The following is a 20,642-nucleotide window of genomic DNA, read 5'->3' as shown; positions in this document are numbered from 1 at the left end:
AAGAAATTCGTGGCGTGAGTGGTTCGGTATGGAGCATTGTTTCCATCGGGGCGATCATTTCGTGGGCGGCAACCAGTATCGCAACACACTATTTCCTCGGCTTTACTTGGGAGCTTGCCATGTTGTTCGGCAGCTTAACCGTAGTAACAGGGCCGACGGTCATCGTGCCACTTCTACGAACCGTAAGACCTAACAGTACGCTTGCTAACATTTTGCGATGGGAAGGGATTTTGATTGACCCGCTCGGTGCGCTTTTTGTTGTGATGGTTTACGAGTTTATCGTATCTCACAGCGCGATAAATAGCGTCGAAGTGTTTGGGACGATCATTGCTGTCGGTGTCATGCTAGGTGCGGCCTCAGGCTATGCAGTTGCGACGATCATGCGTCGCTCTTGGCTACCGGAATATTTGCAGCCATTTGCGGTTTTGATGGTGGTTCTAGGTGTATTTTCGGTCTCTAACCACATTGAGTCTGAAGCTGGGTTACTAACCGTCACCGTAATGGGTATGTGGCTCGCAAACGCTAAAGACATCAATATTCAGCAAATTCTGCACTTTAAAGAGCATTTAACCATTTTACTGATCACCGGATTGTTCATCTTCCTTGCGGCTCGAATCAGTCTGGATGATTTTGCTGCGCTAGGTAGCGGTGCGTTATTGTTGTTTGTATTTATGCAGTTAGTGTCGCGTCCGTTATCGATTTTTCTTTCAACCTTCCGCAGCAACTTGCGTCTTAAAGATAAGCTGTTTTTGTCTTGGGTTGCACCGCGCGGTATTGTTGCTGCTTCGATTTCGTCTCTTTTCGCGATCAAATTGACTGAATACGGCATTGATGAAGCGATTTTACTGGTCCCTATGACCTTCATGGTGATTATAGGAACGGTCGTGTTACAAAGTGCGACGGCACGTCCTGTAGCGCTGACGTTGGGCGTCGCAGAGCCAGCACCACGCGGCTTCTTGTTGATTGGTGCTAACCGAGTAGCAAGAGAAATAGGGCAGGCGTTGTCGCGTTATGACCGTCGCGTATTAATGACTGACTCAAACTGGGAGTACATCAGTCAGGTTCGTATGTTGGGACTGGATTACTATTACGGCAACCCTATTTCTAGTCACGCGGACGACAACTTGAACTTGATAGGAATAGGTCAAGTGGTTGCATTAACGCCCGATCAGCATTTCAACATTATGGCTTGCATGCAATTCGTCGACGAGTTCGGGGAAGATAAAGTTCACTGCTTACAAAAAGTGAAAACCAACAGCAATGGCAGCGAGAAGCACTCCGTGGCTCAGGAGTACCATGGTAAATTGCTGATGGGCGGCAATGTAAGCTATACCCAGCTAGCCAGTATGTTAAGTCGTGGTGCAGAGGTTAAACACACGAAATTGAGCGATAACTTCACGTATCAAGATTATTTAGCGCATCACAAAGGTAGTTCAGTTGTACCGCTGTTCCATGTAGAAGAAAAAGGAAAAATTCAATTCTGTGATGATCCCGAACAGTTTGAACCAACGACGACAAGCACTGTTGTGTCGCTAATTCTGTCGGACAGCGTAAAGTAAACTACAGAGCAATGTGATCCATTTGCATCATGGGTATCGTACGCTGATTATCTCAATTTGAAGAGAAACTTGCCGGCTTGTTTAAAACGGAAATCGAGTTTCTTTTCTTATAATGTCAGGGGCAGTCGAGATTCATTACTCGTTTCGGAAAAGTAATCCGGCAAATTCACAAAATTCGCATTGACGTTACTGATAAGGATCGCAATACTGCGCGACTGTTTTACTTTAGGGTGACATTATGGCTCCGCAAACTAACCGAAAAGATTTACACCTAGATGCTGTTTTACATCATGATATGAGCATGAAGCATAAAACGGCGGGTTTTGAGTCTGTCGAGTTTGAACACTGTGCGCTGCCAGAATGTGACTTTCACGCGATCGATTTATCGACAGAGTTTCTTGGTCATCAATTAGCGCTACCGTTTTTGATTAGCTCGATGACTGGCGGAGCAAAAGACGCAGAAACGATCAATTGTCGTTTGGCTGAAGCCGCAAGTGAATTAGGTATTGCCATGGGCGTCGGCTCGCAACGGATTAGCTTAGAAGAAAGTCAGCATTCGGGCTTGGGTAAAACCATTCGTGAGTTGGCGAAAGAAGTACCGTTGTATTCCAATCTTGGAGCCGCTCAATTGCTCGATAAAGGTAAACTCGATAATGCGCAACGTGCGGTAGAGGCGATTCAAGCAGATGCCTTGTTTGTGCACGTTAATCCAATGCAGGAAGCGTTTCAGAAAAATGGCGACCACAATTGGGTTGGTGTTTTCCAGGCAATTGAGATGCTTAAATCTCGCGTGAAGGTTCCTATCATTATCAAAGAAGTCGGTTTTGGTATTAGCGGACACATTGCGCAGCGATTAATTGATGCTGGTGTGGATGCAATTGACGTTGCGGGCGCGGGTGGTACAAGCTGGAGTGCGGTTGAAGGGTATTGCCAAGACAATCCGAAAATGCAGCGTGCAGCCGAGCTTTTCCGCGATTGGGGTGTCCCTACAGCAACATGTTTGGCTCAAATCCGCGCACTGCATCCTACATTACCGTTGATCGCCTCGGGAGGTGTTCATAACGGACTTGAAGCGGCGAAAGCCATTCATTTGGGTGCTAATCTCATTGGGCAAGCTGGTGCGGTATTAAAAGCTGCGACGATCAGCACGCAGTCTGTCGTCGAACACTTTGAACAAATGGCATTAGAGCTGCGTTTAGCGTGCTTTGGTACTGGCTCTTCTAAGGTTGGTGAGCTAACGAAAGCGCGCTGCCTATAGCTTTTAGAATGGCGCGCTTTACACAGAGTCGCTCAATAATTTTTCGATGTCTTAACACGTAGACTGATAATTTCGTTATAGTTGATACAAAAGTCACTTCAGCTAGTGACGCCTTTATTCAGACACTTGAATGGGCACGTGTTGAAGAGATTGAGTTTAATTTTACTATTGTTTGCAACTGGAACCTTAAATTTATGAAAAAACTAGTCATGCTGATGTTGGCGGCTTCTGCTTTGACCGCTTGTAGTGATGAAGTGGGCACTGAAGGCTGGTGTAACGACATGCGCGATAAGCCAAAAACAGAATGGACAGCAGACAACGCGGTAGACTTTGCAAAGCATTGTGTTCTGCAAGATGGTGTCGGCAGCGAGCAATGGTGTGAAAACCTGAAAGATAAGCCGAAAGGTGACTGGACTGCAAACGAAGCGACCAGCTTTACTAAACACTGCATTTTTTAAGCACAGCGGAAAGCGCCTTTTCTGAGGCGACATTCTGTGAGGTAAACACCAAGCGTTATTGCTTGGTGTTTTTGTATCTAAAATAGCTCGATTTTTCACGTGTCAGCGCACCTCCCTCTGAATGGAATGTTTTACATTTTCGTTTCATTTTTGAAAACCTGTATTGCCTGTCTTTAATTTTTCGTATTGCAATGGCATGGTGTCGAGGTAGCCATCTAATTCAATTAGATTCATAACAAAAAGGAATTCAAATGGAAGTACTAAAAGGCTCATGTCTGTGCGGCAAGGTAAAGTTGGAAGTGGCAGATGAATTTAAGTACATGGGAAATTGCCATTGCTCTGAATGCCGCAAGTTCACAGGTTCTGACTATTCATCTGCCGGTGGTATTGCGTTGGATAAACTGCTTATTATCCAAGGGAAAGAAGATATTCAAACTTATCAGAAAAGCGAAAATACCATGCTATGCTTTTGTCGCCACTGCGGATCGAGCCTGTATTCGAAAAAGAACAATGGGATCGTCAATATTCGCCTTGGTATCTTGGATGACACACCTTCTCACAAGCCTGATTTCCATATTTTTGTCGCGTCGAAAGCGCCGTGGCTCGAGATATCGGATAACCTGACTCAATTTGATGCAGGGCCAAAATAGAGTTGTTGTAGATAAGTATTTAGAAACAGAGCGCGTTACAATACGCTTGCGACACGCTCTGTGCTTTTACTTTGTATATTAGAACGGAGACGACTATTTGGCGTCTTGTAGTTCTTCAAAGCCACCTGCATTGTGCAGATTCGTAAAGCCTTGCGATTTTAAGTATTGATACGCTTTGCCAGAGCGGTTACCACTGCGACAGTACAACACGATAGCTTGATCTTTATCGACGTCTTGAAAATGTTTATCAAGTTCAGATAAAGGGAAGTTGACGGCATTATCCAAATGCCCTTCAGAAAATTCTTGCGGCGTGCGCACATCGACAATCATCGCGCCCTTGTCAATCAATTGCCACCCTTGTTCAGCGCGTTCAGAAGCCGACACGTTGGGTGAGAGGAAGCCCACGCATAACGTTGCAAGAAATAGAGATACGGCCTTTTTCATTGTTTGATTATCCTTTTTAAGAGTACGTAACCACTCTAGATTTGATTGAGCACATTTTCCATCATAAAGAGATGCTAAGTGGTTGTGAATACGATAATTCGATAGAAAATTTTATTTAATTTAATAAAAATTTTTTATCAAATTCACCTCTTGAACTCTCATTTTTCGACCTTATTATTTTCATCGAAAGCGAGCTGTCGACTCGCAAATCCATCTTGATGTTTATTTTGTCTTTTATTTTTGGTTCCAAGTAGGAGGCACTTAAAAATGAAAATTCGTCCTTTAAATGACAAGCTAATTGTTGAAAGACAAGAGGTGGAAAATAAATCTGAAGGGGGAATCGTTTTAACTTCTCAGTCGGTGAAAAAATCAAACCGCGGGAAAGTCATTGCTGTTGGTTTAGGTAAACGTCTTGAAAATGGCGAACGCGCTGCGATGGAAGTCAAAGTGGGCGACCAAATCATTTTCAATGACGGTTACGGCGTGAAAACCGAGAAAATTGACGGCGCAGAATACTTAATTCTGTCCGAATCTGATGTGTTAGCAATCGTTGAGTAATTATTTTTGTAGTAGTTTTTTGAGGAGATAACCATGGCTGCAAAAGACGTATTATTTGCTAATGACGCACGTCAAAAAATGCTGAAAGGTGTGAACTTACTGGCGGACGCAGTAAAAGTGACACTAGGCCCGAAAGGCCGCAACGTTGTGCTTGATAAATCTTACGGCGCGCCAACCATCACCAAAGATGGCGTGTCTGTAGCGAAAGAAATCGAACTGAAAGATAAGTTCGAAAACATGGGCGCACAAATGGTGAAACAAGTGGCGTCCAAAGCGAATGATGAAGCGGGGGACGGTACAACGACCGCTACCGTACTGGCGCAATCTTTCATCAATGAAGGTCTTAAAGCGGTAGCCTCTGGCATGAACCCAATGGACCTAAAACGTGGTATCGACAAGGCCACTGAAGCGGCGGTTGAGAAACTACGTGAAATGTCTAAGCCATGCAGCGACAAAGAATCTATCACCCAAGTGGGTAGCATTTCTGCAAACAGCGATCGCGCGATCGGTGAAATCATTGCAGAAGCGATGGAGAAAGTGGGTCGCAATGGCGTGATTACGGTTGAAGAAGGCCAAGGTCTAAACAACGAATTGTCTGTGGTTGAAGGTATGCAATTTGACCGCGGTTACTTGTCGCCATACTTCATCACTAACCAAGAAAATGGCAGCGTCGAGCTAGACAACCCATACATCTTATTGGTGGACAAAAAAGTCAGCAGCATCCGCGAGCTATTGCCTGTACTAGAAGAAGTAGCGAAATCTTCTCGCTCGCTATTGATCATTGCTGAAGACATCGAAGGTGAAGCGTTAGCGACATTGGTTGTGAACAACATGCGCGGCATCGTGCGTGCGACCGCGGTGAAAGCGCCTGGCTTTGGTGACAACCGTAAAGCGATGATGGAAGACATTGCGGTACTAACTGCTGGTACGGTCATCTCTGAAGAAATCGGCCTAGAGCTCGAAAAAGCAACGTTAGAGCAACTAGGTAGTGCGAAGAAAGTGACCATTACCAAAGACACAACAACCATTGTGGGTGGCGCAGCAGAAGCAAGCGCGATTGCTGATCGTGTGGCTTCGATTGAAAAACAAATCGAAACAACCACTTCTCAATACGACAAAGATAAGCTTCAACAACGTGTTGCGAAGCTATCTGGCGGCGTAGCGGTGATCAAGATCGGCGCTGCAACCGAAGTTGAGATGAAAGAGAAGAAAGATCGCGTGGACGATGCGCTACACGCTACTCGCGCAGCGGTTGAAGAAGGTATTGTTGCTGGTGGTGGTGTAGCTCTAACTAAGATCGCGAAAGAATTGGCGGATCTAAAAGGCGACAATGATGACCAAAACGTGGGTATCCGAGTTGCGCTACGTGCAATGGAAGAGCCTCTTCGTCAAATCGCAACTAACGCAGGTGACGAAGCTTCTGTTGTGGCGAACGCTGTCAAAGCTGGTGATTCCGATTACGGTTACAACGCTGCAACAGGTGAATACGGCAACATGATCGAAATGGGCATCTTGGACCCTGCGAAGGTAACACGTTCAGCGCTTCAATTCGCAGCGTCTGTTGCTGGCTTGATGATCACCACTGAAGCGATGATCACCAACCACGTTGAAGACAAAGAACTTGATATCTAACGTCATCAACCGTTAGTGATTAAGTAAGCGTTAAAATAACAATAACATTGCAAAACCTAAGCGGGCTCGCTTGAGCCCGCTAATCAGTCATTTGAGGTAAGTGTTATGACCCGTTTACCTGCGTTTTCTTTCTCAATATCTGAGCCGGGCGGTAATGAAGCTTCGTCAACGTGGCCGACTGCTATTCACTTCCCCCTCGTTCCAGCTGGGCCAGAGTTTTCGATCGAAAATGCTCTGCCTAAACGTCCGATAGTGACGATATTCACTATCGATCTGTCTCAGTTATTTAAAGGGGACGCTCGGGTCATCCATTAACTGTATCGAAACAGCCAGCGTACGTTGGCTGTCTTTTTCTAATTTAAAGTATTGATAGTGTAGATTTTTATTTGATTACTGCCACTTGTTCAATGATCAATTTGAATTGGGGTAATCGGACCGCAAGCGTACTACACCTTTAAGCCCAGCATCGCGCCGAAAATGATCAATCCCGCCCCACATGCTTGATTGAGTCGATGCTTAATCTTCAACAAGAAAGCTTGTAGCTGGGATGACGTGAATAAAACAGCAACGATAGAAAACCAAATACCATGCAGCGCAATCATATAAATCCCGTAAAAAAAGGCGATGTGTTGCTGACTAGAGTCGGGAGAAATCACTTGGCTAAAAATACTCAGAAAAAACAGCATCGTCTTGGGATTGAGTAAATTACACAGAAATCCCTGCATGAAAAATCGCCACATTGAATACTCGCTCTGTTGAATGGTTTCTGAGTTTGACGCAGGCTGCGAGGAGAATATTCCTTTAATCCCAAGGTAGACAAGATAAGCGGCCCCAAGATAGCGCACGAGATTAAACAACCATTCATTTTGTGAAATTAAGTAACTGATCCCCAGCATGGAGTAAGCGATGTGGATGCTGATCGCCATGCTGATACCAATCGCACTGTATACGCCTGCTTTTCGTCCTTGATTTAAGCTATTTCTTAATACCAAAACAAAGTCTGCGCCAGGGCTAATGACAATAAGCACACCTAATAACGCAAGAGTTACAAATTCCATATCGATTTCCTGTTTGAATGATGAAGTCTGGGATGTAGCGAAATTGTAGGCGTCTTTATTACTGACTATAATCGAAAAACATTCCCATATTGGTGAGAAAAACTCACAGATGCGTCACCTGAAATCTTTTTATGTCTTCCACGTTGCGGCGAGTTCTTCAAGCTACACTGAAGCGGCTGACAAACTGAACATTACCCACGGAGCCGTGAGTAAGCAGATCAAGCAACTTGAGCAATATCTGTCTCAACCTTTGTTCTTCAAAGAGGGCAGGAAAGTCGTGTTGACGGCAGAAGGCGAATTACTCAAGACATACACAGAAACGGCATTCCAAACGCTAGAAACAGGCGTGAATACGCTTATTCAAGAGAAGCATCAGCATCTTGAAGTGTCTTGTGAACCGACATTAACCATGCGCTGGTTGATGCCAAGGTTGGCCGCGTTTAATGATGAACACCGTGCTGATGTTCGTTTGTCGACGGCTGGTGGCCCGGTAACATTAGGATCAACTGGGCTTTCGATGGCGATTCGTCGAGACGATTTTGCGCAGCATCACGATTACGACAAAACCATTCTTGTGGAAGAGTGGGTGGGGCCGGTATTTTCTCCTGAGTATTGGCAATCCATTAAAGACAATTTGAAAGCAGCTCGATTGTTGAATAGCCAAACCAGACCGAATGCTTGGGCGGATTGGCAGCAATCAACACGTTGTGAAACTTTCAACGGCAACACTCAGCAATCATTCGCGCATTTTTATTTTTGCATACAAGCCGCAGTGGATGGCTTAGGCGTCGCAATGGGATCGTATCCTTTTGTCATGGACGATATTAAGCGTGGTAATTTGGTCGCACCATTTGGGTTTTCTCCATCAAGTTGCAATTACGTTTTATTGAGTCAAGATAAAAAGCGTACAGAACTCGAACATAAATTTATCACGTGGTTACAAACGCAAATGGCAGAGTGTGTGCCACTGTCATCACAGCAGATCACGCAAGGCGAATAGAAGGCATAGAGCGAGATTACGTCAGTCAGTTTTATGGAAAAAGGCTTAGGAAATTGGAAATGGAAAACCTCAATATTGTTGAAATCAAATCATTTGTTCCGGCGAAAGATTACGCGCTATCAAAACGCTTTTATGAGGCGATTGGCTTTGAAATGGCGTCGGACTTCGGTGATGTAGCATACTTCTCTCAAGGTAGCTGCGCGTTTCTTTTACAGAATTTTTATGAGCCAGAACACGGCAATAACTTCATGATGCACTTGCTCGTAGAAGACGCAGAAAGTTGGCATCAGCACTTATCCAAAGTGGGTCATGAGGAATTTGGTTCGCGTTTGACAGAGCTAGTCGAGCAACCTTGGGGCATGCGCGAATGTTGTTTGTTTGACCCTAGTGGCGTTTTATGGCGAATTGGCCAGAACATGAATACTGACTAAAGCCAGTCTTATTTTCACCGCATCTACGCGCAGGTATTGAGATCTCGATATCTGCGCGTTTTCTTTTTTACTTAGCCTTGCCAACGTTTGTAGCGCACTCACGCCTTTTTCGAGGTGGTGTGCGATGGGCTAACGCCAAAAAACTCCTCAAGCAGCATGGCTTTGAGTTCCGCTCTGACTTCTGCGCCACCGATTAACGCCAAAAGTGCGAGTCCTCCTGGAATAAGGATGACCATTAATATCGGTCTTAAAATATACGAAAAGCAGAAGATGGTCGGGAAGAAAATCAATCCTTGGCCTAGTTTGTTTAATACGTACATGAGCGATTCCTTTTGTTTTTATATAAAATGAGCATGCTCAATTTTATAAATGAGCGCGCTCAATTTGTCAATCTCAACCACGCAAGGTATGATCCTTTCAGGCTCATTAAGCAGACACATCAATGACGAAGCGACAACAAACCAGAGATAAAATTCTAAAAGCCGCATGGGCATCTTTTGCTCAAAATGGCTATGACATGACGACCACAAGGCAGATAGCGAGAGAAGCAGGAGTAGCCGATGGTACAGTGTTTAGCCATTTCCCGACTAAACTGTCGATTTTGCGCGAAGGGATGCTGGCGCAACTGCAACAGATCAGCCAAGAAACGCTAGTCAGTGTGGAAGGTAAAACCGATATCGACATTGGTTTGGCGCTGACGGAGAAATACTATCGCTACTATTTTGCGAACGTTGAGCTGAGCCGAGCTTTGTTGAAAGAAGTGATTTGGGATTTGGATTATTATCAGTCGTTTAACCAAGCTTTGTTTCAATCTGTAAACGGAAGCTCCGTCCTTGAGGGAAAAATACCGCTGATTTTTGACTGCTATTTTATGACGTTAATCTCGCACTTGAGCCGTGCAGAACCGGATGTTGAAGCGGCACTTGAAGAGCTTCATGCTAAGTTTCAGCAAATCATTGCGACTGCATAACATGGCCCCAACGCAGGATCTGAAAGAATATACTGCCTGTCATTTTATTTGCTGGACTCCCATTTTCTCGTTTCAGTTGGCGTCTCACCAAATAGCCGCTTGTAGCTTTGACTGAACTGCCCGAGATGGAAAAAACCAAAGTCAAAAGCAATTTCTGCAATTGTTCGATTATCTTCAGGGCTTTGTAGCACTCTACGTACTTGATTCAGGCGCATTCGATGTATGAACTGCTTTGGGGAAGTATTACAGCAATGTTCAAAGGTGTACTGTAGTGTGCGACGACTGACGTGTACTGCGTCACACAGTTCACTGACGGTTATCGGTGTACGGTAGTCTAGATCCTGTAGCTGTTGTTTTATACGGTGCATCACGTGTTGACGATGAGAGATTGATATCGGATGGCTCGTGTGCAGTGAACTGAGTGAGAACAACTCCAGCACAATATCTTTTAAGATTGCTTGATGTGTGGTTTCAGACCATCTTGGCTCGGCGGAACCAAGTAACGTGCCTAAGTAGTATTTAAGTTGTTGAATGTGTTTTTCCGTCAAACCCGTTAAGTGTAATGTGTTGTTTTGGATACTCCCAAGCTCAAGTTGATTTTCTATGATGTGAACGAAGTTTTTGTCGAGCACTATTCCATAGATAGAAAACTGCTCCGGTGTCATTAACTCAAAATCAGCGCCACCTTGCCTAAGCAAAAGTTGGCTTGAATTAAACTGACTGTGATTTAGGTGTAGCGGCTTATTTTCCGCACTCAAACCCAACCAAATACCTCCCTCTTCAACCCTGCATTGCTGTCTTAGCGAGCGGTTACTGTCTTCACGAAACACATGGAAATTGGGAAATCGTCGTTCTCGAATTTGACCTAAAAATCGACCATCGCTGAGTTGGTCATATTCCTGTTGCCAGTTTATCAGACTCGCAGCTTGTTGGTTTGCATCCTTAGTGTGATGGATGCACAGCATTGGTGCAGTTTGGGGTATTTGGTTACTCATCCTTGTGATGCTCATTCCTTTTTTGTGAGTCATGTTGGAGCAGTATTTACATAACTCATTGTTTATTATTGGTTTATAAATGTTGCCAGTTTTTGATAACGCTACGGAACACATTTGGCAATACTTTCTTAAAGCTTATTGATAGTTCAGCAAAAAGCGAACCAAATAGTGAAGAGGAAGAGCAATGACGGCAACTTATCGTCGGCAACAAGGAAGTAAAGTCTATACCTTTAAGTCATTAGCTGACTTGATGGCGAAAGCGACACCGGAGCGCTCAGGCGATGCGTTAGCCGGGGTTTGTGTTCAGTCAGCGGCAGAACGTGTAGTCGCACAAATGGCGCTGTCTGAGTTACCACTTAAAACGTTTCTTAACGAGGCGGTTATTCCATACGAAAGCGACGATATCACTCGTCTAATTATCGATACGCATGACCTTGAAGCCTTTAAGCCGATTGAGCACTTGACGGTCGGAGATTTTCGAAATTGGCTGCTGAGTGAAGAAGCCGATGGTGAAACGTTGGCTAAAATTCGTCAAGGTTTAACACCAGAAATGGTGGCCGCAGTCAGTAAGATTATGCGCAACCAGGATTTGATTCTCGTTGCTAAAAAATGCCAAGTTGTCACGGCTTTTCGGAATACGATTGGTTTGCCGAGTCGCCTGTCTACTCGCTTACAGCCGAATCATCCCACTGATTCTCTCAACGGTATCGCAGCGACCATTTTTGATGGTCTGATGTACGGAAATGGTGACGCGGTTATCGGTATCAATCCGGCAACAGATAATGTGCCTCAAGCTATCAAGTTAATGAACTTAATGGATGAGGTGATTCAACACTATCAAATACCGACTCAGTCTTGTGTGTTAACTCATGTAACGAACACGATCGAAGCCATTGAAATGGGTGCACCAGTCGATCTCGTTTTTCAGTCGATAGGTGGCACGCAAGGGACGAATGATACCTTCGGAATCGACTTGTCGATTTTGAAAGAGGCCCATGAAGCCGCGTTGTCTTTGAATCGAGGTAGCGTAGGAAACAATGTGATGTATTTTGAAACCGGACAAGGTACCGCGCTGTCTGCGAATGCATTTCATGGGGTCGATCAACAGACTTGTGAAGCCCGTGCTTATGCTGTCGCGAAACAGTTCGATCCTTTGTTGGTTAATACAGTTGTTGGGTTTATTGGCCCTGAGTATCTGTTTGATGGCAAACAGATCATTCGTGCTGGGCTTGAAGATCATTTCTGTGGGAAGTTGCTTGGTTTACCTATGGGTTGCGATATCTGTTACACCAATCATGCCTATGCCGATCAGAATGACATGGATAACTTGCTGACACTATTAGGTGTGGCCGAGTGCTCGTTCATCATGGGTATTCCAGGGTCTGATGACATCATGCTCAACTATCAAACTACCTCATTTCACGATGCCCTTTACGCAAGAAAAGTACTCGGTTTGAAGCCAGCACCAGAGTTTGAACAATGGTTAATGGAGATGCAGATTTTCGAGAGCGTGCAAGACGTTCGGTTAAGTGAGCAAATCTCTCGCTCGTTTTCGGGAGCAATTAACCAAGTGAATAAGGGGTATTCTCATGGGTAAAGTAATCACCATTGCTCAGTCCCCACAAGATGAGTCTGAAGTTGTCACACATAACCCTTGGGGCAAGTTACGCGACTTCACCTCTGCTCGGATCGCTCTGGGTCGCAGCGGGAACAGTGTACCAACCAACGAGTTACTCTCATTTCAGCTGGATCACGCCCAAGCTATGGATGCAGTGCATTGCAGTTTGAATGTTGACTCTCTCGTTGCTGGTTTATCGGACTCTTACTCGATTCTTGAAAATACCTTAGAACCTCCTGTCATAGTTAGCAGTCAAGTGAGTGACCGGCTTATGTACCTGCAAAGGCCCGATTTAGGAAGGCTGCTTGATGAATCTTCTTGGCAAACGCTCAACTCGATAGCAAATGAGCATAACACTGACATTGATCTTGCGATTGTTATTGCTGATGGACTTTCTTCCGTCGCAATTCAAAACCATGCCGTGCCTGTTGTTACTCGATTGATTTCTCTTTTAAGCGCTGGTGATGAACATCAATGGAAATTCGCACCTATCACAATCGTAAAGCAAGGAAGAGTAGCGGTAGGGGATGATGTTGGTGAATGTTTTAACGCCAAGGCCGTGCTGGTTTTAATTGGAGAGAGACCCGGTCTAACTTCTCCGGATAGCATGGGTATGTATCTCACTTGGGGGGCTAAACGAGGCTCTAAAGATTCCCAAAGAAACTGCATTTCCAATGTGCGCCCTCAGGGGCTCAACTATGACGATGCCTGTGAACGCGCATTTTACTTGCTCAAGGAAGCTCGAAAATTACAACTGTCAGGAGTGAATCTGAAAGATCGCTCAGATATCAACGAGCCAAGTGGCGCAAGCGTTGAAGATAAACACAGCGACAACTTTTTAATTTCATCAAAGTAGAAGGATTTACTATGTCTAAACATCAGGAGTACTTGGCCAAAAGGCAGCTAAAAAGAGGCACCGCAGGTTGGATTTTACTTGCTGGCTTAGGTGTCTCGTATGTTATATCTGGTGACTTCGCCGGTTGGAACTTTGGCATCGCTCAAGCAGGATGGGGAGGCTTTCTTATTGCTGCTATCGCGATGGCAGTAATGTATTTCACGCTAGTATTGTCTTTAGCTGAAATGTCTGCGGCTATTCCTGCTGCGGGTGGTGGTTACAGCTTCGCAAGACAGGCGATGGGGCCGACAGGCGGCTTTTTCACTGGCTTATCAGTTTTGATTGAATATGCGCTCGCGCCTGCTGCGATAGTGATTTTTATTGGCTCAGCCGTGAATGAATTGGTTGGTATCGATGGCCCTGTTGTTTACGCACTTTTCTACGCCGTCTTTATCGCTATTCATATGGCAGGTGTTGGCGAAGCTCTCAAAGTGATGATGGTCATCAGCGGTTTGGCTGTGCTAGCTATTCTCATTACTGCTGCTGTGCTTATTGGTCACTTTGATGTTAATAACTTATTCGATATTGCTCCGGCGACGGCTCAGGCAACAGAAATCTTGCCGTTTGGGTGGTATGGCGTATGGGCTGCGTTGCCATTTGCAATGTGGTTGTTTCTTGCGGTTGAAGGTGTGCCTTTAGCGGCAGAGGAGGCAAAAAATCCGGCAAAAGATGTTCCCAAAGGCATCATTGGTGCGATGCTGTTTTTATTGCTAACCGCAACTCTCGTAGTCGTCCTTTTGGCTGGTGCGGTTGGCTCAAAGGTCATAGGCGATAGCGCGGTGCCATTAGTTGACGCCCTAAAGCTTACGGGCAATTCAACGGTAGCAATGGCCGTGAACTTACTTGGATTGGCTGGCCTTATCGCTTCTTTCTTTTCAATCATTTATGGTTACAGTCGCTTGGTGTTTGCGCTTTCCCGCGCGGGTTATTTACCGCAAACTTTGTCATTAACCAGTGACAAAAAAGTGCCTTCTCGTGCGCTTTTGGTTCCGGGCGTTTTTGGGTTCTTGGTTTCACTTACGGGTGAGGGGGACTTAATCTTGGCGATGGCTGTTGTCGGTGCGACTGTATCGTACGCATTAATGTCCTTGAGCCATATTTTATTGCGAATTAAACAGCCGGAATTAACTCGTCCATATAAAACGCCTGGTGGGATAATTACTTCGAGTATTTCTCTGGTGCTTTCTTTGATCGCAATGACAGGTGTTTATGCTTTTGATCCCTCAGCCTTTTTCATGACAATGGGATTGTTTCTTATCGGTGGTGTTTATTATGGGTTATACAGCCGCAACAAACTGGTGGCAGCAACCGCCGAGGAAGAGTTTGCCATGCTGTCTGTAGCAGAGCTAGAGCTTGAATCAGATGTCGTACGATAGTCACTTTGATTCTTGTTATTCAGCATATTAAGGGAGCCATAGGCTCCCTTTGTCATTTCTATCAAAAGTGCATAGCGCACAAATGCATCACTTTAACTTTATAAGTGTTTAATCATGTGAAAGTCTAGTCTGGATAACGATGGCGCAGATCCATCACAGGTAAAGGTTAAGTTTTCAAGGAAAGATCATGATAAACAAGGTATTTAATACACTTTTGGGAACAGAGTTACCGATTATTCAAGCGCCAATGGCCGGTGTGCAAGACAGCCAAATGACCATCGCCGTCAGTAATGTTGGCGGGCTTGGCTCGTTACCTTGTGGAATGCTGAACAAAGACGCCATCGTAAAAGAACTTCAACTTATCAAGCAGGCAACTAACCGACCGTTTAACCTCAATTTCTTTTGCCATGAAATGCCGGAGTATGACGCCAACAAGCACGAAAAGTGGCAAAAAACGCTGCAACCGTATTTTTCCGAGGTTGATGCAACCGTTCAGGCTCAGCCAAACGCTCCGACAAGGATGCCTTTCAATTATGATATTGCTGACGCGATTGAACCATTTGCACCGCCAGTGATCAGTTTCCACTTTGGTTTGCCAGACGATGATCTGTTAGCTCGAATTAGAGGGTGGGGAGGGAAGATCCTTTCGTCAGCGACCACGGTGGACGAAGCACTTTGGCTAGAAGCAAAAGGCGTTGACGGTATTATCGCCCAAGGCTTGGAGGCTGGTGGACACCGAGGTATGTTCTTATCGGATGATTTAACTACTCAATTAAGTTTGATGGCGTTATTACCACAAATCGCCAAACGGGTGAATTTGCCCGTTATTGCTGCAGGCGGAATCGCTGATAGAAGTGGGGTGGAAGCCGCGTTGAGATTAGGAGCGAGTGCCGTTCAAGTTGGCAGCGTCTATTTGTTGTGTGATGAGGCGAAAACATCGTCTTTACATCGATATGCCATTGCCAGTGAACGCGCGCAACATACCGCAGTGACCAATGTTTTCTCGGGCCGACCAGCGAGAGGCATTGTGAATCGCGCGATGTCGGAGCTAGGCTACATCAGTGAGTTTGCGCCGAAATTCCCATACGCCTCCATTGAAATGGCTCAACTAAGAGCGCTTATGGAAAAGCAAAACCGAGATGAATTCACACCGTTGTGGTGCGGACAAAACTCGTCGGGTTGTAAGGAAATATCGGCGGCAGAAATGACATTGTCATTAGTGGAAGGCATCGATTTAAACTGATATGCATCTTGCCTTTTAAAGCGATGCTGACCGAATGGTTACGAGTTATCCCTGTATTTATGTAGTAAATCTAATGGGATGTGGCAGTAATCATTCGGAAAGTTTGTGAGTCTGTCTTGGTGCTCATCATCACTTGGCACATAATTTGTGAGTGGCAGTACTTCTACGGCGATCTTGTCGGCGTCCGGTCGTGCTGCGATAAACGCTTTCGCGATGGTGAGATGCTGTTCGTTTTGGCTATAAACACCAGTACGGTACTTCTCACCTACGTCTTCACCTTGCTTGTTAACGCTGTAAGGGTCGATTATCTCAAACAAATACCCCATTAAAGTTTCAACCGAAACTTGCTCAGCATCGAACTGGGTTTTCACGCACTCTGCGTAGCCATCGTATTCGGATTGAGTGTTATCCGTTGTGCCATTTGCTCGCCCGGCTTCTGTGTTGATTACGCCCGGAAGGTGGCGCATAAATTCTTGCACGCCCCAAAGGCAGCCGCCTGCGAAGTAAATTTCTTCCATTACTTTTATCCTAGTCTCTATCGTTGTTGGGATGTAGGGAGTTAACCCCTCTTCTTCCATCCCATTTTCGTTGCCCTATTATCTGTTGATGGGAGCGATATTCGCAAGGTACAGCTTGGCTAATCAGACCACGCGTTTTTTCCTTTTTACTTTCAAGTTCTTTTCTTATGAAACATCAGGTGAGTATACTGTAAGCTCATCAATAAGGAGCGAACCTGTGAACCCAAGACAAAATGAAATCCTGCAATTAGTGAACGACCGTAAACGCGTTCAAGTCACAGAGCTTTCTGACATCATTGGCGTGTCGGGTGTGACCATCAGACAGGATTTGAACTTTCTGGAGCAACAGGGCTACCTAAAGCGCGTTCACGGCGCAGCTACCGCGTTGCAAAGTGATGACATTGATGCCCGCCTAGAAGTACGTTTCGATATTAAACAATCGCTCGCAAACCAAGCTGCGGATTTGGTCGCACCGAATGAGACAGTGCTGATTGAAGGAGGCAGTGCCAATGCGTTGTTGGCTCGGACATTGGCTGAGCGCGGCGATGTGACCATCATTACGCCATCGGCGTATATCGCCCATCTCATCCGTAACACTTCTGCCAACATTATCTTGCTTGGTGGCGTGTATCAGCACCAAGGCGAGAGCTTGGTCGGACCGCTGACTAAGTTGTGTATTGAGAACATTCATTTCAGCACGGCCTTCTTGGGTATTGACGGCTTCCATCAAGACACTGGCTTTACTAGCCGCGACATGATGCGTGCTGAGATCGCAGAAACCATCATTGCGAAAAAAAGGCGCAATATTGTTCTAACGGATTCTAGTAAATTTGGGCAAATTTATCCCTCATCAATTGGTAAGACTGACGAAATATCAGTGCTGCTGACTGACAAAGCCGCTCCGAAAAGCGACCTTGAACAAATCAAAAAGCGAGGTGTGGAAGTTATATTAGGCTGATTAAGCAACGCTTTGTTTTCGCTTCGCGAGCATTGCTGTTGGGGAGAAACCGGTGACTAGCATAGTGCCGCTAAGCACTAGAATTGTTCCTATGATGGTGTTAGAGCCGACGGGCTCATCTAGCACCAAGTAGCCCCATAAGATACCAAAAACAGGAACAAGAAAAGTGACAGTCAGTGCTGACGCTGGGCCGATATCAGAAACTAAGCGGAAATAGAGCAAATAAGCGAACCCTGTGCATACAACGCCGAGCGTGACAACAGAGCTCCATTCGAAATGACTTGGTTCTGCACGCATTGGTAAGAATGGTAGCAGCGGCAGTACCCAAATAACCGCCGCCCACATGCTGCCGTGAGCATTGTCAAAAGCTGGTACTTGTGGCGCATTTTTAGTGTAGTTGGTAGCAATGCCATAGCTGAAAGAAGCCATCAAACTGGCGGCAATAGGGAGCATGGCTTCTTCATCTATGGTTGAAGTATCTAAGCCGACCAAGACTGCAACGCCTCCAATGCCTATTAGCATACCGAGAACAGATTTCGCTGTGAGTGGGCTGCGGTACCAAACAAAGCCAACTAGTGCTCCCCATATTGGGGCGGTTGAGTTCAATATTGCTAAAGTTGATGCATTCAGTGTCTGGGCTGCGTACGCAAAGAGTAAAAATGGAACTGCGCTATTGAATAAGCCAATAATAAAGAAGTGTTTAGTATGCGCAGTTAACGTGAGTTTCTTCTTCAAATATACGGCGATCAATAACAAAGCGACGGCGGCAAATGTAACTCGAAATTCGATTAAGTAAGCCGGCCCGAATGTGTTGGCGGCGACTCGCATAAACAGAAACGAGCCACCCCAAATAGCAGCAAGGCAGAGTAAGCGAAAAAAACTGACGGCAGTCATTTGACATCCTTGGTCGAGGTCTAGCGCCTCATCGATTAATTGTTGCGCTAACAGTGAATTAAACCAAGGATGAGGTCAACCAGAAATGTAATGCCAGTTCCGGATCTGGCTAGCTTGGGCTCACGTTGATGGTGTGTTGTTGATTTGTGATCACTTAATGGCTCTCTGACCATACTGCGAATTCATTTCCACTCGGTTCAGTGAAGTGGAATCGACAGCCGCCGGGGAATTCGAAAATAGGGCGGATAATTTTTCCACCATGCTGCTCTACTTTTGTCTGAGTGGCCTGAATGTCTGAGCTATAAAATACTAAAAGTGCGCCACCATTTGCGGTTTGGTTTATAAACTCAGATTTGAAGAATCCGCCATCCAACCCTTGTCCTGAAAATGCAGAATATTCTGGACCATAATCGGTAAAGCTCCAGTCAAAAGCACGCTCAAAAAATTGTTTGGTCGCACTGACATTAGTGGAACCAAATTCAACGTAATTCAATTTTTCATGTTGATGCATGGTGAAATCCTTCTCGGTTACTATCGTTTCTAAGCGAACTTTTCTACGATGATGTCGTCCGCTTTTTCGACAAATAATGCGCCATTATCTCTGAGCTCTGTCAGCACATTCTCTACATTATCAGGCAGCACCGCACGAGTTGAAGCAAGATTAACTACCACATTGTAGCCAAGTTCCAGCGCTTGCATGACGGATTTTTTCACGCAAAAGTCTAAGGCAAGGCCACCGATAACTAAGGTATCAATCCCGTTGAACTTTAGAAATTCATGCGCGCCTGTCGTTTTGGTGTCGGCAATATCATGGAAAAAAATACCGTAAGGGTGTGCGTCAGGATCCATACCTTTATTAACTTGAAAATCATAGTCCAACACGGGTGGTAAGCCATCTAGCAGCTCAGAACCTGTTGTGCCAAGCACACAGTGACGGTTCCACTTTATATCCACATTCGGTAAACCAACGGGCTCAAGCATATTGGATGGCGATTCTGCATCCCACTTTGCTTTTGGTGGGTGTAAGTCACGACTGACCAGTTTTAATCGGCCTTTGGCATGATTGTTCAAAAGTTCCGGTACGATTTCCAACGCACCTGCAACGGGCAGTTCATCTGGACATAACTCACTAAAGCCTTTCTCTGGATCAACGTCGATCACTGCTGTAGTTTGATAGTTTACTCGAACAGTCATGGCAGACTCCTTGTCTGTCTGATTGTCTGCGTTTATCCACGCAAACAGTTTTGAAAAAAGGTTACTTCGTCGCTAGTCAGCGTATATACCATTGCGGGTTTTCCACCTTTGCCTTTGTTGGTTGAAGCGACTTTATTAGTGGGTTTTAGTACGCCTGAATCTATCAAGCGGCGCTTAATCGTCATTCGGCTGATATCAATACCAAACTCTTGATAAGCAGAAATGATGTCCGCAACCAAAAACTCTTTGTCTAATGCAAACAAAAGAACCGATGTGTATTCAATGGATGCACGAAGCTTTTGCCACGCTTTTTCAATGGTTTTTTGATGATCAAATGCGAGAGTCTCTTCTCCATTGAGAATAGCCTGTAGCGAAAACCATTTAAGTTGGCATTCCGGTACACCTGCATTATTTATTTGCTCTACATTGTTACGATCAACTAAGGCGTAGTGCGTAATGTTTAAGCTCCAGTCTTCTGGATCGCGTTTTGGATCACCGTCGATAAACGCTTCGCTAAAATGGCGAGGGTAGGTATGGATTTTCTCACGGCAAATTCGGCGACGCGCCGCTTCAAAGTTTTCATCGGCCGGGCGTCCGCCTTCACTGGTTAAGTCTTTATCAAAGACAAATCCGCCCGGTAGTGCCCAGACTCCATGGTATGGCCGATTTGGATTTGAACGTTTAATCAACAACACTTCCAATCCCTTATCGGCACAGCCAGATAGCCTGAATGGAATAATGTCGACAGATACGATCATGGTTGGGTCCTAATATTGATTTGTAAATAATCTAGCGCATAACAAGTGGTCAATCAATGGGTAAGTAACGAGTTGTTAGAAACGTTTTTGGTAGTGTTCGTAATACGGTTTGAGCATAAATTTACGGATGACTCTGACTTATTCACAATGCTTGCTCGAATTCTAGACAAAAAAA

The 20,642-nt window shown here is 45.2% G+C and carries 24 protein-coding genes; 15 read left to right on the top strand and 9 right to left on the bottom strand.

Going from position 1 to position 20,642, the window contains the following annotated elements:
• The 4 genes from R8N28_RS18775 to R8N28_RS18760 form a co-directional block, all read left to right on the top strand.
• Nucleotides 1–1,559, top strand: a 1,559-nt coding sequence (locus R8N28_RS18775) for a sodium:proton antiporter (protein ID WP_318183397.1), incomplete at its 5' end; no start/stop codon positions are given.
• A gap of 238 nt (nt 1,560–1,797) precedes the next feature.
• Nucleotides 1,798–2,817, top strand: coding sequence for a type 2 isopentenyl-diphosphate Delta-isomerase (gene fni, locus R8N28_RS18770; RefSeq protein ID WP_054576170.1), 1,020 nt, complete (start codon nt 1,798–1,800; stop codon nt 2,815–2,817).
• A 194-nt stretch (nt 2,818–3,011) separates the two neighbouring features.
• Entirely contained in the window at nt 3,012–3,275 is a 264-nt protein-coding gene (locus R8N28_RS18765) for a DUF3012 domain-containing protein (protein ID WP_005373992.1), read from the top strand.
• Nucleotides 3,276–3,526: 251 nt separating this feature from the next.
• Nucleotides 3,527–3,925, top strand: a complete 399-nt coding sequence (locus R8N28_RS18760) for a GFA family protein (protein ID WP_005388696.1) — start codon at nt 3,527–3,529, stop codon at nt 3,923–3,925.
• A 93-nt stretch (nt 3,926–4,018) separates the two neighbouring features.
• On the opposite strand, the gene R8N28_RS18755 is transcribed toward R8N28_RS18760, so the two are convergent.
• Nucleotides 4,019–4,369 (bottom strand): rhodanese-like domain-containing protein, encoded by a 351-nt coding sequence (locus R8N28_RS18755; protein ID WP_054865459.1) that lies wholly within the window; start codon nt 4,367–4,369, stop codon nt 4,019–4,021.
• Between the two features lie 267 nt (nt 4,370–4,636).
• On the opposite strand from R8N28_RS18755, the gene R8N28_RS18750 reads away from it, so the two are divergent.
• The 3 genes from R8N28_RS18750 to R8N28_RS18740 all read left to right on the top strand — a co-directional run bounded on the left by R8N28_RS18750 (nt 4,637) and on the right by R8N28_RS18740 (nt 6,874).
• Complete coding sequence (locus R8N28_RS18750) at nt 4,637–4,927, top strand: co-chaperone GroES (protein WP_005373989.1); 291 nt, start codon at nt 4,637–4,639, stop codon at nt 4,925–4,927.
• 33 nt (nt 4,928–4,960) lie between these two features.
• Nucleotides 4,961–6,559, top strand: coding sequence for a chaperonin GroEL (gene groL, locus R8N28_RS18745; protein ID WP_053304624.1), 1,599 nt, complete (start codon nt 4,961–4,963; stop codon nt 6,557–6,559).
• A gap of 105 nt (nt 6,560–6,664) precedes the next feature.
• A complete protein-coding gene (locus R8N28_RS18740) occupies nt 6,665–6,874 on the top strand; it encodes a hypothetical protein (protein WP_082240179.1) in 210 nt (69 codons plus the stop codon).
• Between the two features lie 131 nt (nt 6,875–7,005).
• Here the strand turns inward: R8N28_RS18740 and R8N28_RS18735 are convergent, their stop codons facing one another.
• Nucleotides 7,006–7,617 (bottom strand): LysE family translocator, encoded by a 612-nt coding sequence (locus R8N28_RS18735; RefSeq protein WP_033906294.1) that lies wholly within the window; start codon nt 7,615–7,617, stop codon nt 7,006–7,008.
• A gap of 109 nt (nt 7,618–7,726) precedes the next feature.
• On the opposite strand from R8N28_RS18735, the gene R8N28_RS18730 reads away from it, so the two are divergent.
• Both R8N28_RS18730 and R8N28_RS18725 read left to right on the top strand, forming a co-directional pair.
• The gene (locus tag R8N28_RS18730; RefSeq protein WP_005388706.1) at nt 7,727–8,617 is read left to right on the top strand and encodes a LysR family transcriptional regulator; all 891 of its coding nucleotides are present in this window, start codon (nt 7,727–7,729) and stop codon (nt 8,615–8,617) included.
• A 59-nt stretch (nt 8,618–8,676) separates the two neighbouring features.
• Nucleotides 8,677–9,048, top strand: coding sequence for a VOC family protein (locus R8N28_RS18725; protein WP_005373979.1), 372 nt, complete (start codon nt 8,677–8,679; stop codon nt 9,046–9,048).
• A 98-nt stretch (nt 9,049–9,146) separates the two neighbouring features.
• On the opposite strand, the gene R8N28_RS18720 is transcribed toward R8N28_RS18725, so the two are convergent.
• Nucleotides 9,147–9,368 (bottom strand): hypothetical protein, encoded by a 222-nt coding sequence (locus tag R8N28_RS18720; RefSeq protein ID WP_017635120.1) that lies wholly within the window; start codon nt 9,366–9,368, stop codon nt 9,147–9,149.
• 122 nt (nt 9,369–9,490) lie between these two features.
• On the opposite strand from R8N28_RS18720, the gene R8N28_RS18715 reads away from it, so the two are divergent.
• On the top strand, nt 9,491–10,018 hold the full coding sequence (locus tag R8N28_RS18715) for a TetR/AcrR family transcriptional regulator (RefSeq protein WP_005373975.1): 528 nt from the start codon (nt 9,491–9,493) through the stop codon (nt 10,016–10,018).
• A gap of 44 nt (nt 10,019–10,062) precedes the next feature.
• Here the strand turns inward: R8N28_RS18715 and R8N28_RS18710 are convergent, their stop codons facing one another.
• Nucleotides 10,063–11,013, bottom strand: coding sequence for a helix-turn-helix domain-containing protein (locus tag R8N28_RS18710; protein WP_065275135.1), 951 nt, complete (start codon nt 11,011–11,013; stop codon nt 10,063–10,065).
• A 184-nt stretch (nt 11,014–11,197) separates the two neighbouring features.
• Between R8N28_RS18710 and R8N28_RS18705 the strand changes: the two genes are divergently transcribed.
• The 4 genes from R8N28_RS18705 (at nt 11,198) to R8N28_RS18690 (ending at nt 16,145) form a co-directional block, all read left to right on the top strand.
• A complete protein-coding gene (locus R8N28_RS18705) occupies nt 11,198–12,610 on the top strand; it encodes an ethanolamine ammonia-lyase subunit EutB (protein WP_065275136.1) in 1,413 nt (470 codons plus the stop codon).
• A complete protein-coding gene (gene eutC, locus R8N28_RS18700; RefSeq protein WP_064354513.1) occupies nt 12,603–13,487 on the top strand; it encodes an ethanolamine ammonia-lyase subunit EutC in 885 nt (294 codons plus the stop codon). The genes R8N28_RS18705 and eutC overlap by 8 nt, the downstream gene beginning before the upstream one ends.
• An 11-nt stretch (nt 13,488–13,498) precedes the next feature.
• Nucleotides 13,499–14,902, top strand: a complete 1,404-nt coding sequence (eat, locus tag R8N28_RS18695; protein ID WP_005373969.1) for an ethanolamine permease — start codon at nt 13,499–13,501, stop codon at nt 14,900–14,902.
• A 187-nt stretch (nt 14,903–15,089) separates the two neighbouring features.
• Nucleotides 15,090–16,145 (top strand): NAD(P)H-dependent flavin oxidoreductase, encoded by a 1,056-nt coding sequence (locus R8N28_RS18690; RefSeq protein WP_065275137.1) that lies wholly within the window; start codon nt 15,090–15,092, stop codon nt 16,143–16,145.
• A 38-nt stretch (nt 16,146–16,183) separates the two neighbouring features.
• Here R8N28_RS18690 and R8N28_RS18685 read toward each other — a convergent pair whose 3' ends face one another.
• Nucleotides 16,184–16,663, bottom strand: coding sequence for a peptide-methionine (S)-S-oxide reductase (locus tag R8N28_RS18685; RefSeq protein ID WP_005388723.1), 480 nt, complete (start codon nt 16,661–16,663; stop codon nt 16,184–16,186).
• A 217-nt stretch (nt 16,664–16,880) separates the two neighbouring features.
• Here R8N28_RS18685 and R8N28_RS18680 point away from each other — a divergent pair, with 217 nt between their 5' ends.
• Nucleotides 16,881–17,621, top strand: coding sequence for a DNA-binding transcriptional regulator YciT (locus R8N28_RS18680; RefSeq protein ID WP_017635127.1), 741 nt, complete (start codon nt 16,881–16,883; stop codon nt 17,619–17,621).
• On the opposite strand, the gene R8N28_RS18675 is transcribed toward R8N28_RS18680, so the two are convergent.
• From R8N28_RS18675 to R8N28_RS18660, 4 genes are all read right to left on the bottom strand, one after another.
• Nucleotides 17,622–18,515, bottom strand: coding sequence for a DMT family transporter (locus R8N28_RS18675; RefSeq protein WP_065275138.1), 894 nt, complete (start codon nt 18,513–18,515; stop codon nt 17,622–17,624).
• A 154-nt stretch (nt 18,516–18,669) separates the two neighbouring features.
• A complete protein-coding gene (locus tag R8N28_RS18670; protein ID WP_042523322.1) occupies nt 18,670–19,026 on the bottom strand; it encodes a VOC family protein in 357 nt (118 codons plus the stop codon).
• Nucleotides 19,027–19,055: 29 nt separating this feature from the next.
• The gene (locus R8N28_RS18665; protein ID WP_053307171.1) at nt 19,056–19,709 is read right to left on the bottom strand and encodes an isochorismatase family protein; all 654 of its coding nucleotides are present in this window, start codon (nt 19,707–19,709) and stop codon (nt 19,056–19,058) included.
• 32 nt (nt 19,710–19,741) lie between these two features.
• A complete protein-coding gene (locus R8N28_RS18660) occupies nt 19,742–20,467 on the bottom strand; it encodes an NUDIX domain-containing protein (RefSeq protein ID WP_005373953.1) in 726 nt (241 codons plus the stop codon).
• Nucleotides 20,468–20,642 lie beyond the last annotated feature (175 nt).

Source organism: Vibrio sp. Vb1554 (assembly GCF_033344235.1).
The sequence above is the reverse complement of the archived record's forward strand: the minus strand, read 5'-3'. Positions and strand labels throughout refer to the sequence as shown.

What these genes read in the sequence shown, in the direction of transcription:
- fni (WP_054576170.1), top strand. Translation starts at nt 1,798, where the DNA reads ATGGCTCCGCAAACTAACCGAAAAGATTTACACCTAGATGCTGTTTTA.
- R8N28_RS18765 (WP_005373992.1), top strand. Translation starts at nt 3,012, where the DNA reads ATGAAAAAACTAGTCATGCTGATGTTGGCGGCTTCTGCTTTGACCGCT.
- R8N28_RS18760 (WP_005388696.1), top strand. Translation starts at nt 3,527, where the DNA reads ATGGAAGTACTAAAAGGCTCATGTCTGTGCGGCAAGGTAAAGTTGGAA.
- R8N28_RS18755 (WP_054865459.1), bottom strand. Translation starts at nt 4,369, where the DNA reads ATGAAAAAGGCCGTATCTCTATTTCTTGCAACGTTATGCGTGGGCTTC.
- R8N28_RS18750 (WP_005373989.1), top strand. Translation starts at nt 4,637, where the DNA reads ATGAAAATTCGTCCTTTAAATGACAAGCTAATTGTTGAAAGACAAGAG.
- groL (WP_053304624.1), top strand. Translation starts at nt 4,961, where the DNA reads ATGGCTGCAAAAGACGTATTATTTGCTAATGACGCACGTCAAAAAATG.
- R8N28_RS18740 (WP_082240179.1), top strand. Translation starts at nt 6,665, where the DNA reads ATGACCCGTTTACCTGCGTTTTCTTTCTCAATATCTGAGCCGGGCGGT.
- R8N28_RS18735 (WP_033906294.1), bottom strand. Translation starts at nt 7,617, where the DNA reads ATGGAATTTGTAACTCTTGCGTTATTAGGTGTGCTTATTGTCATTAGC.
- R8N28_RS18730 (WP_005388706.1), top strand. Translation starts at nt 7,727, where the DNA reads ATGCGTCACCTGAAATCTTTTTATGTCTTCCACGTTGCGGCGAGTTCT.
- R8N28_RS18725 (WP_005373979.1), top strand. Translation starts at nt 8,677, where the DNA reads ATGGAAAACCTCAATATTGTTGAAATCAAATCATTTGTTCCGGCGAAA.
- R8N28_RS18720 (WP_017635120.1), bottom strand. Translation starts at nt 9,368, where the DNA reads ATGTACGTATTAAACAAACTAGGCCAAGGATTGATTTTCTTCCCGACC.
- R8N28_RS18715 (WP_005373975.1), top strand. Translation starts at nt 9,491, where the DNA reads ATGACGAAGCGACAACAAACCAGAGATAAAATTCTAAAAGCCGCATGG.
- R8N28_RS18710 (WP_065275135.1), bottom strand. Translation starts at nt 11,013, where the DNA reads ATGAGTAACCAAATACCCCAAACTGCACCAATGCTGTGCATCCATCAC.
- R8N28_RS18705 (WP_065275136.1), top strand. Translation starts at nt 11,198, where the DNA reads ATGACGGCAACTTATCGTCGGCAACAAGGAAGTAAAGTCTATACCTTT.
- eutC (WP_064354513.1), top strand. Translation starts at nt 12,603, where the DNA reads ATGGGTAAAGTAATCACCATTGCTCAGTCCCCACAAGATGAGTCTGAA.
- eat (WP_005373969.1), top strand. Translation starts at nt 13,499, where the DNA reads ATGTCTAAACATCAGGAGTACTTGGCCAAAAGGCAGCTAAAAAGAGGC.
- R8N28_RS18690 (WP_065275137.1), top strand. Translation starts at nt 15,090, where the DNA reads ATGATAAACAAGGTATTTAATACACTTTTGGGAACAGAGTTACCGATT.
- R8N28_RS18685 (WP_005388723.1), bottom strand. Translation starts at nt 16,663, where the DNA reads ATGGAAGAAATTTACTTCGCAGGCGGCTGCCTTTGGGGCGTGCAAGAA.
- R8N28_RS18675 (WP_065275138.1), bottom strand. Translation starts at nt 18,515, where the DNA reads ATGACTGCCGTCAGTTTTTTTCGCTTACTCTGCCTTGCTGCTATTTGG.
- R8N28_RS18670 (WP_042523322.1), bottom strand. Translation starts at nt 19,026, where the DNA reads ATGCATCAACATGAAAAATTGAATTACGTTGAATTTGGTTCCACTAAT.
- R8N28_RS18665 (WP_053307171.1), bottom strand. Translation starts at nt 19,709, where the DNA reads ATGACTGTTCGAGTAAACTATCAAACTACAGCAGTGATCGACGTTGAT.
- R8N28_RS18660 (WP_005373953.1), bottom strand. Translation starts at nt 20,467, where the DNA reads ATGATCGTATCTGTCGACATTATTCCATTCAGGCTATCTGGCTGTGCC.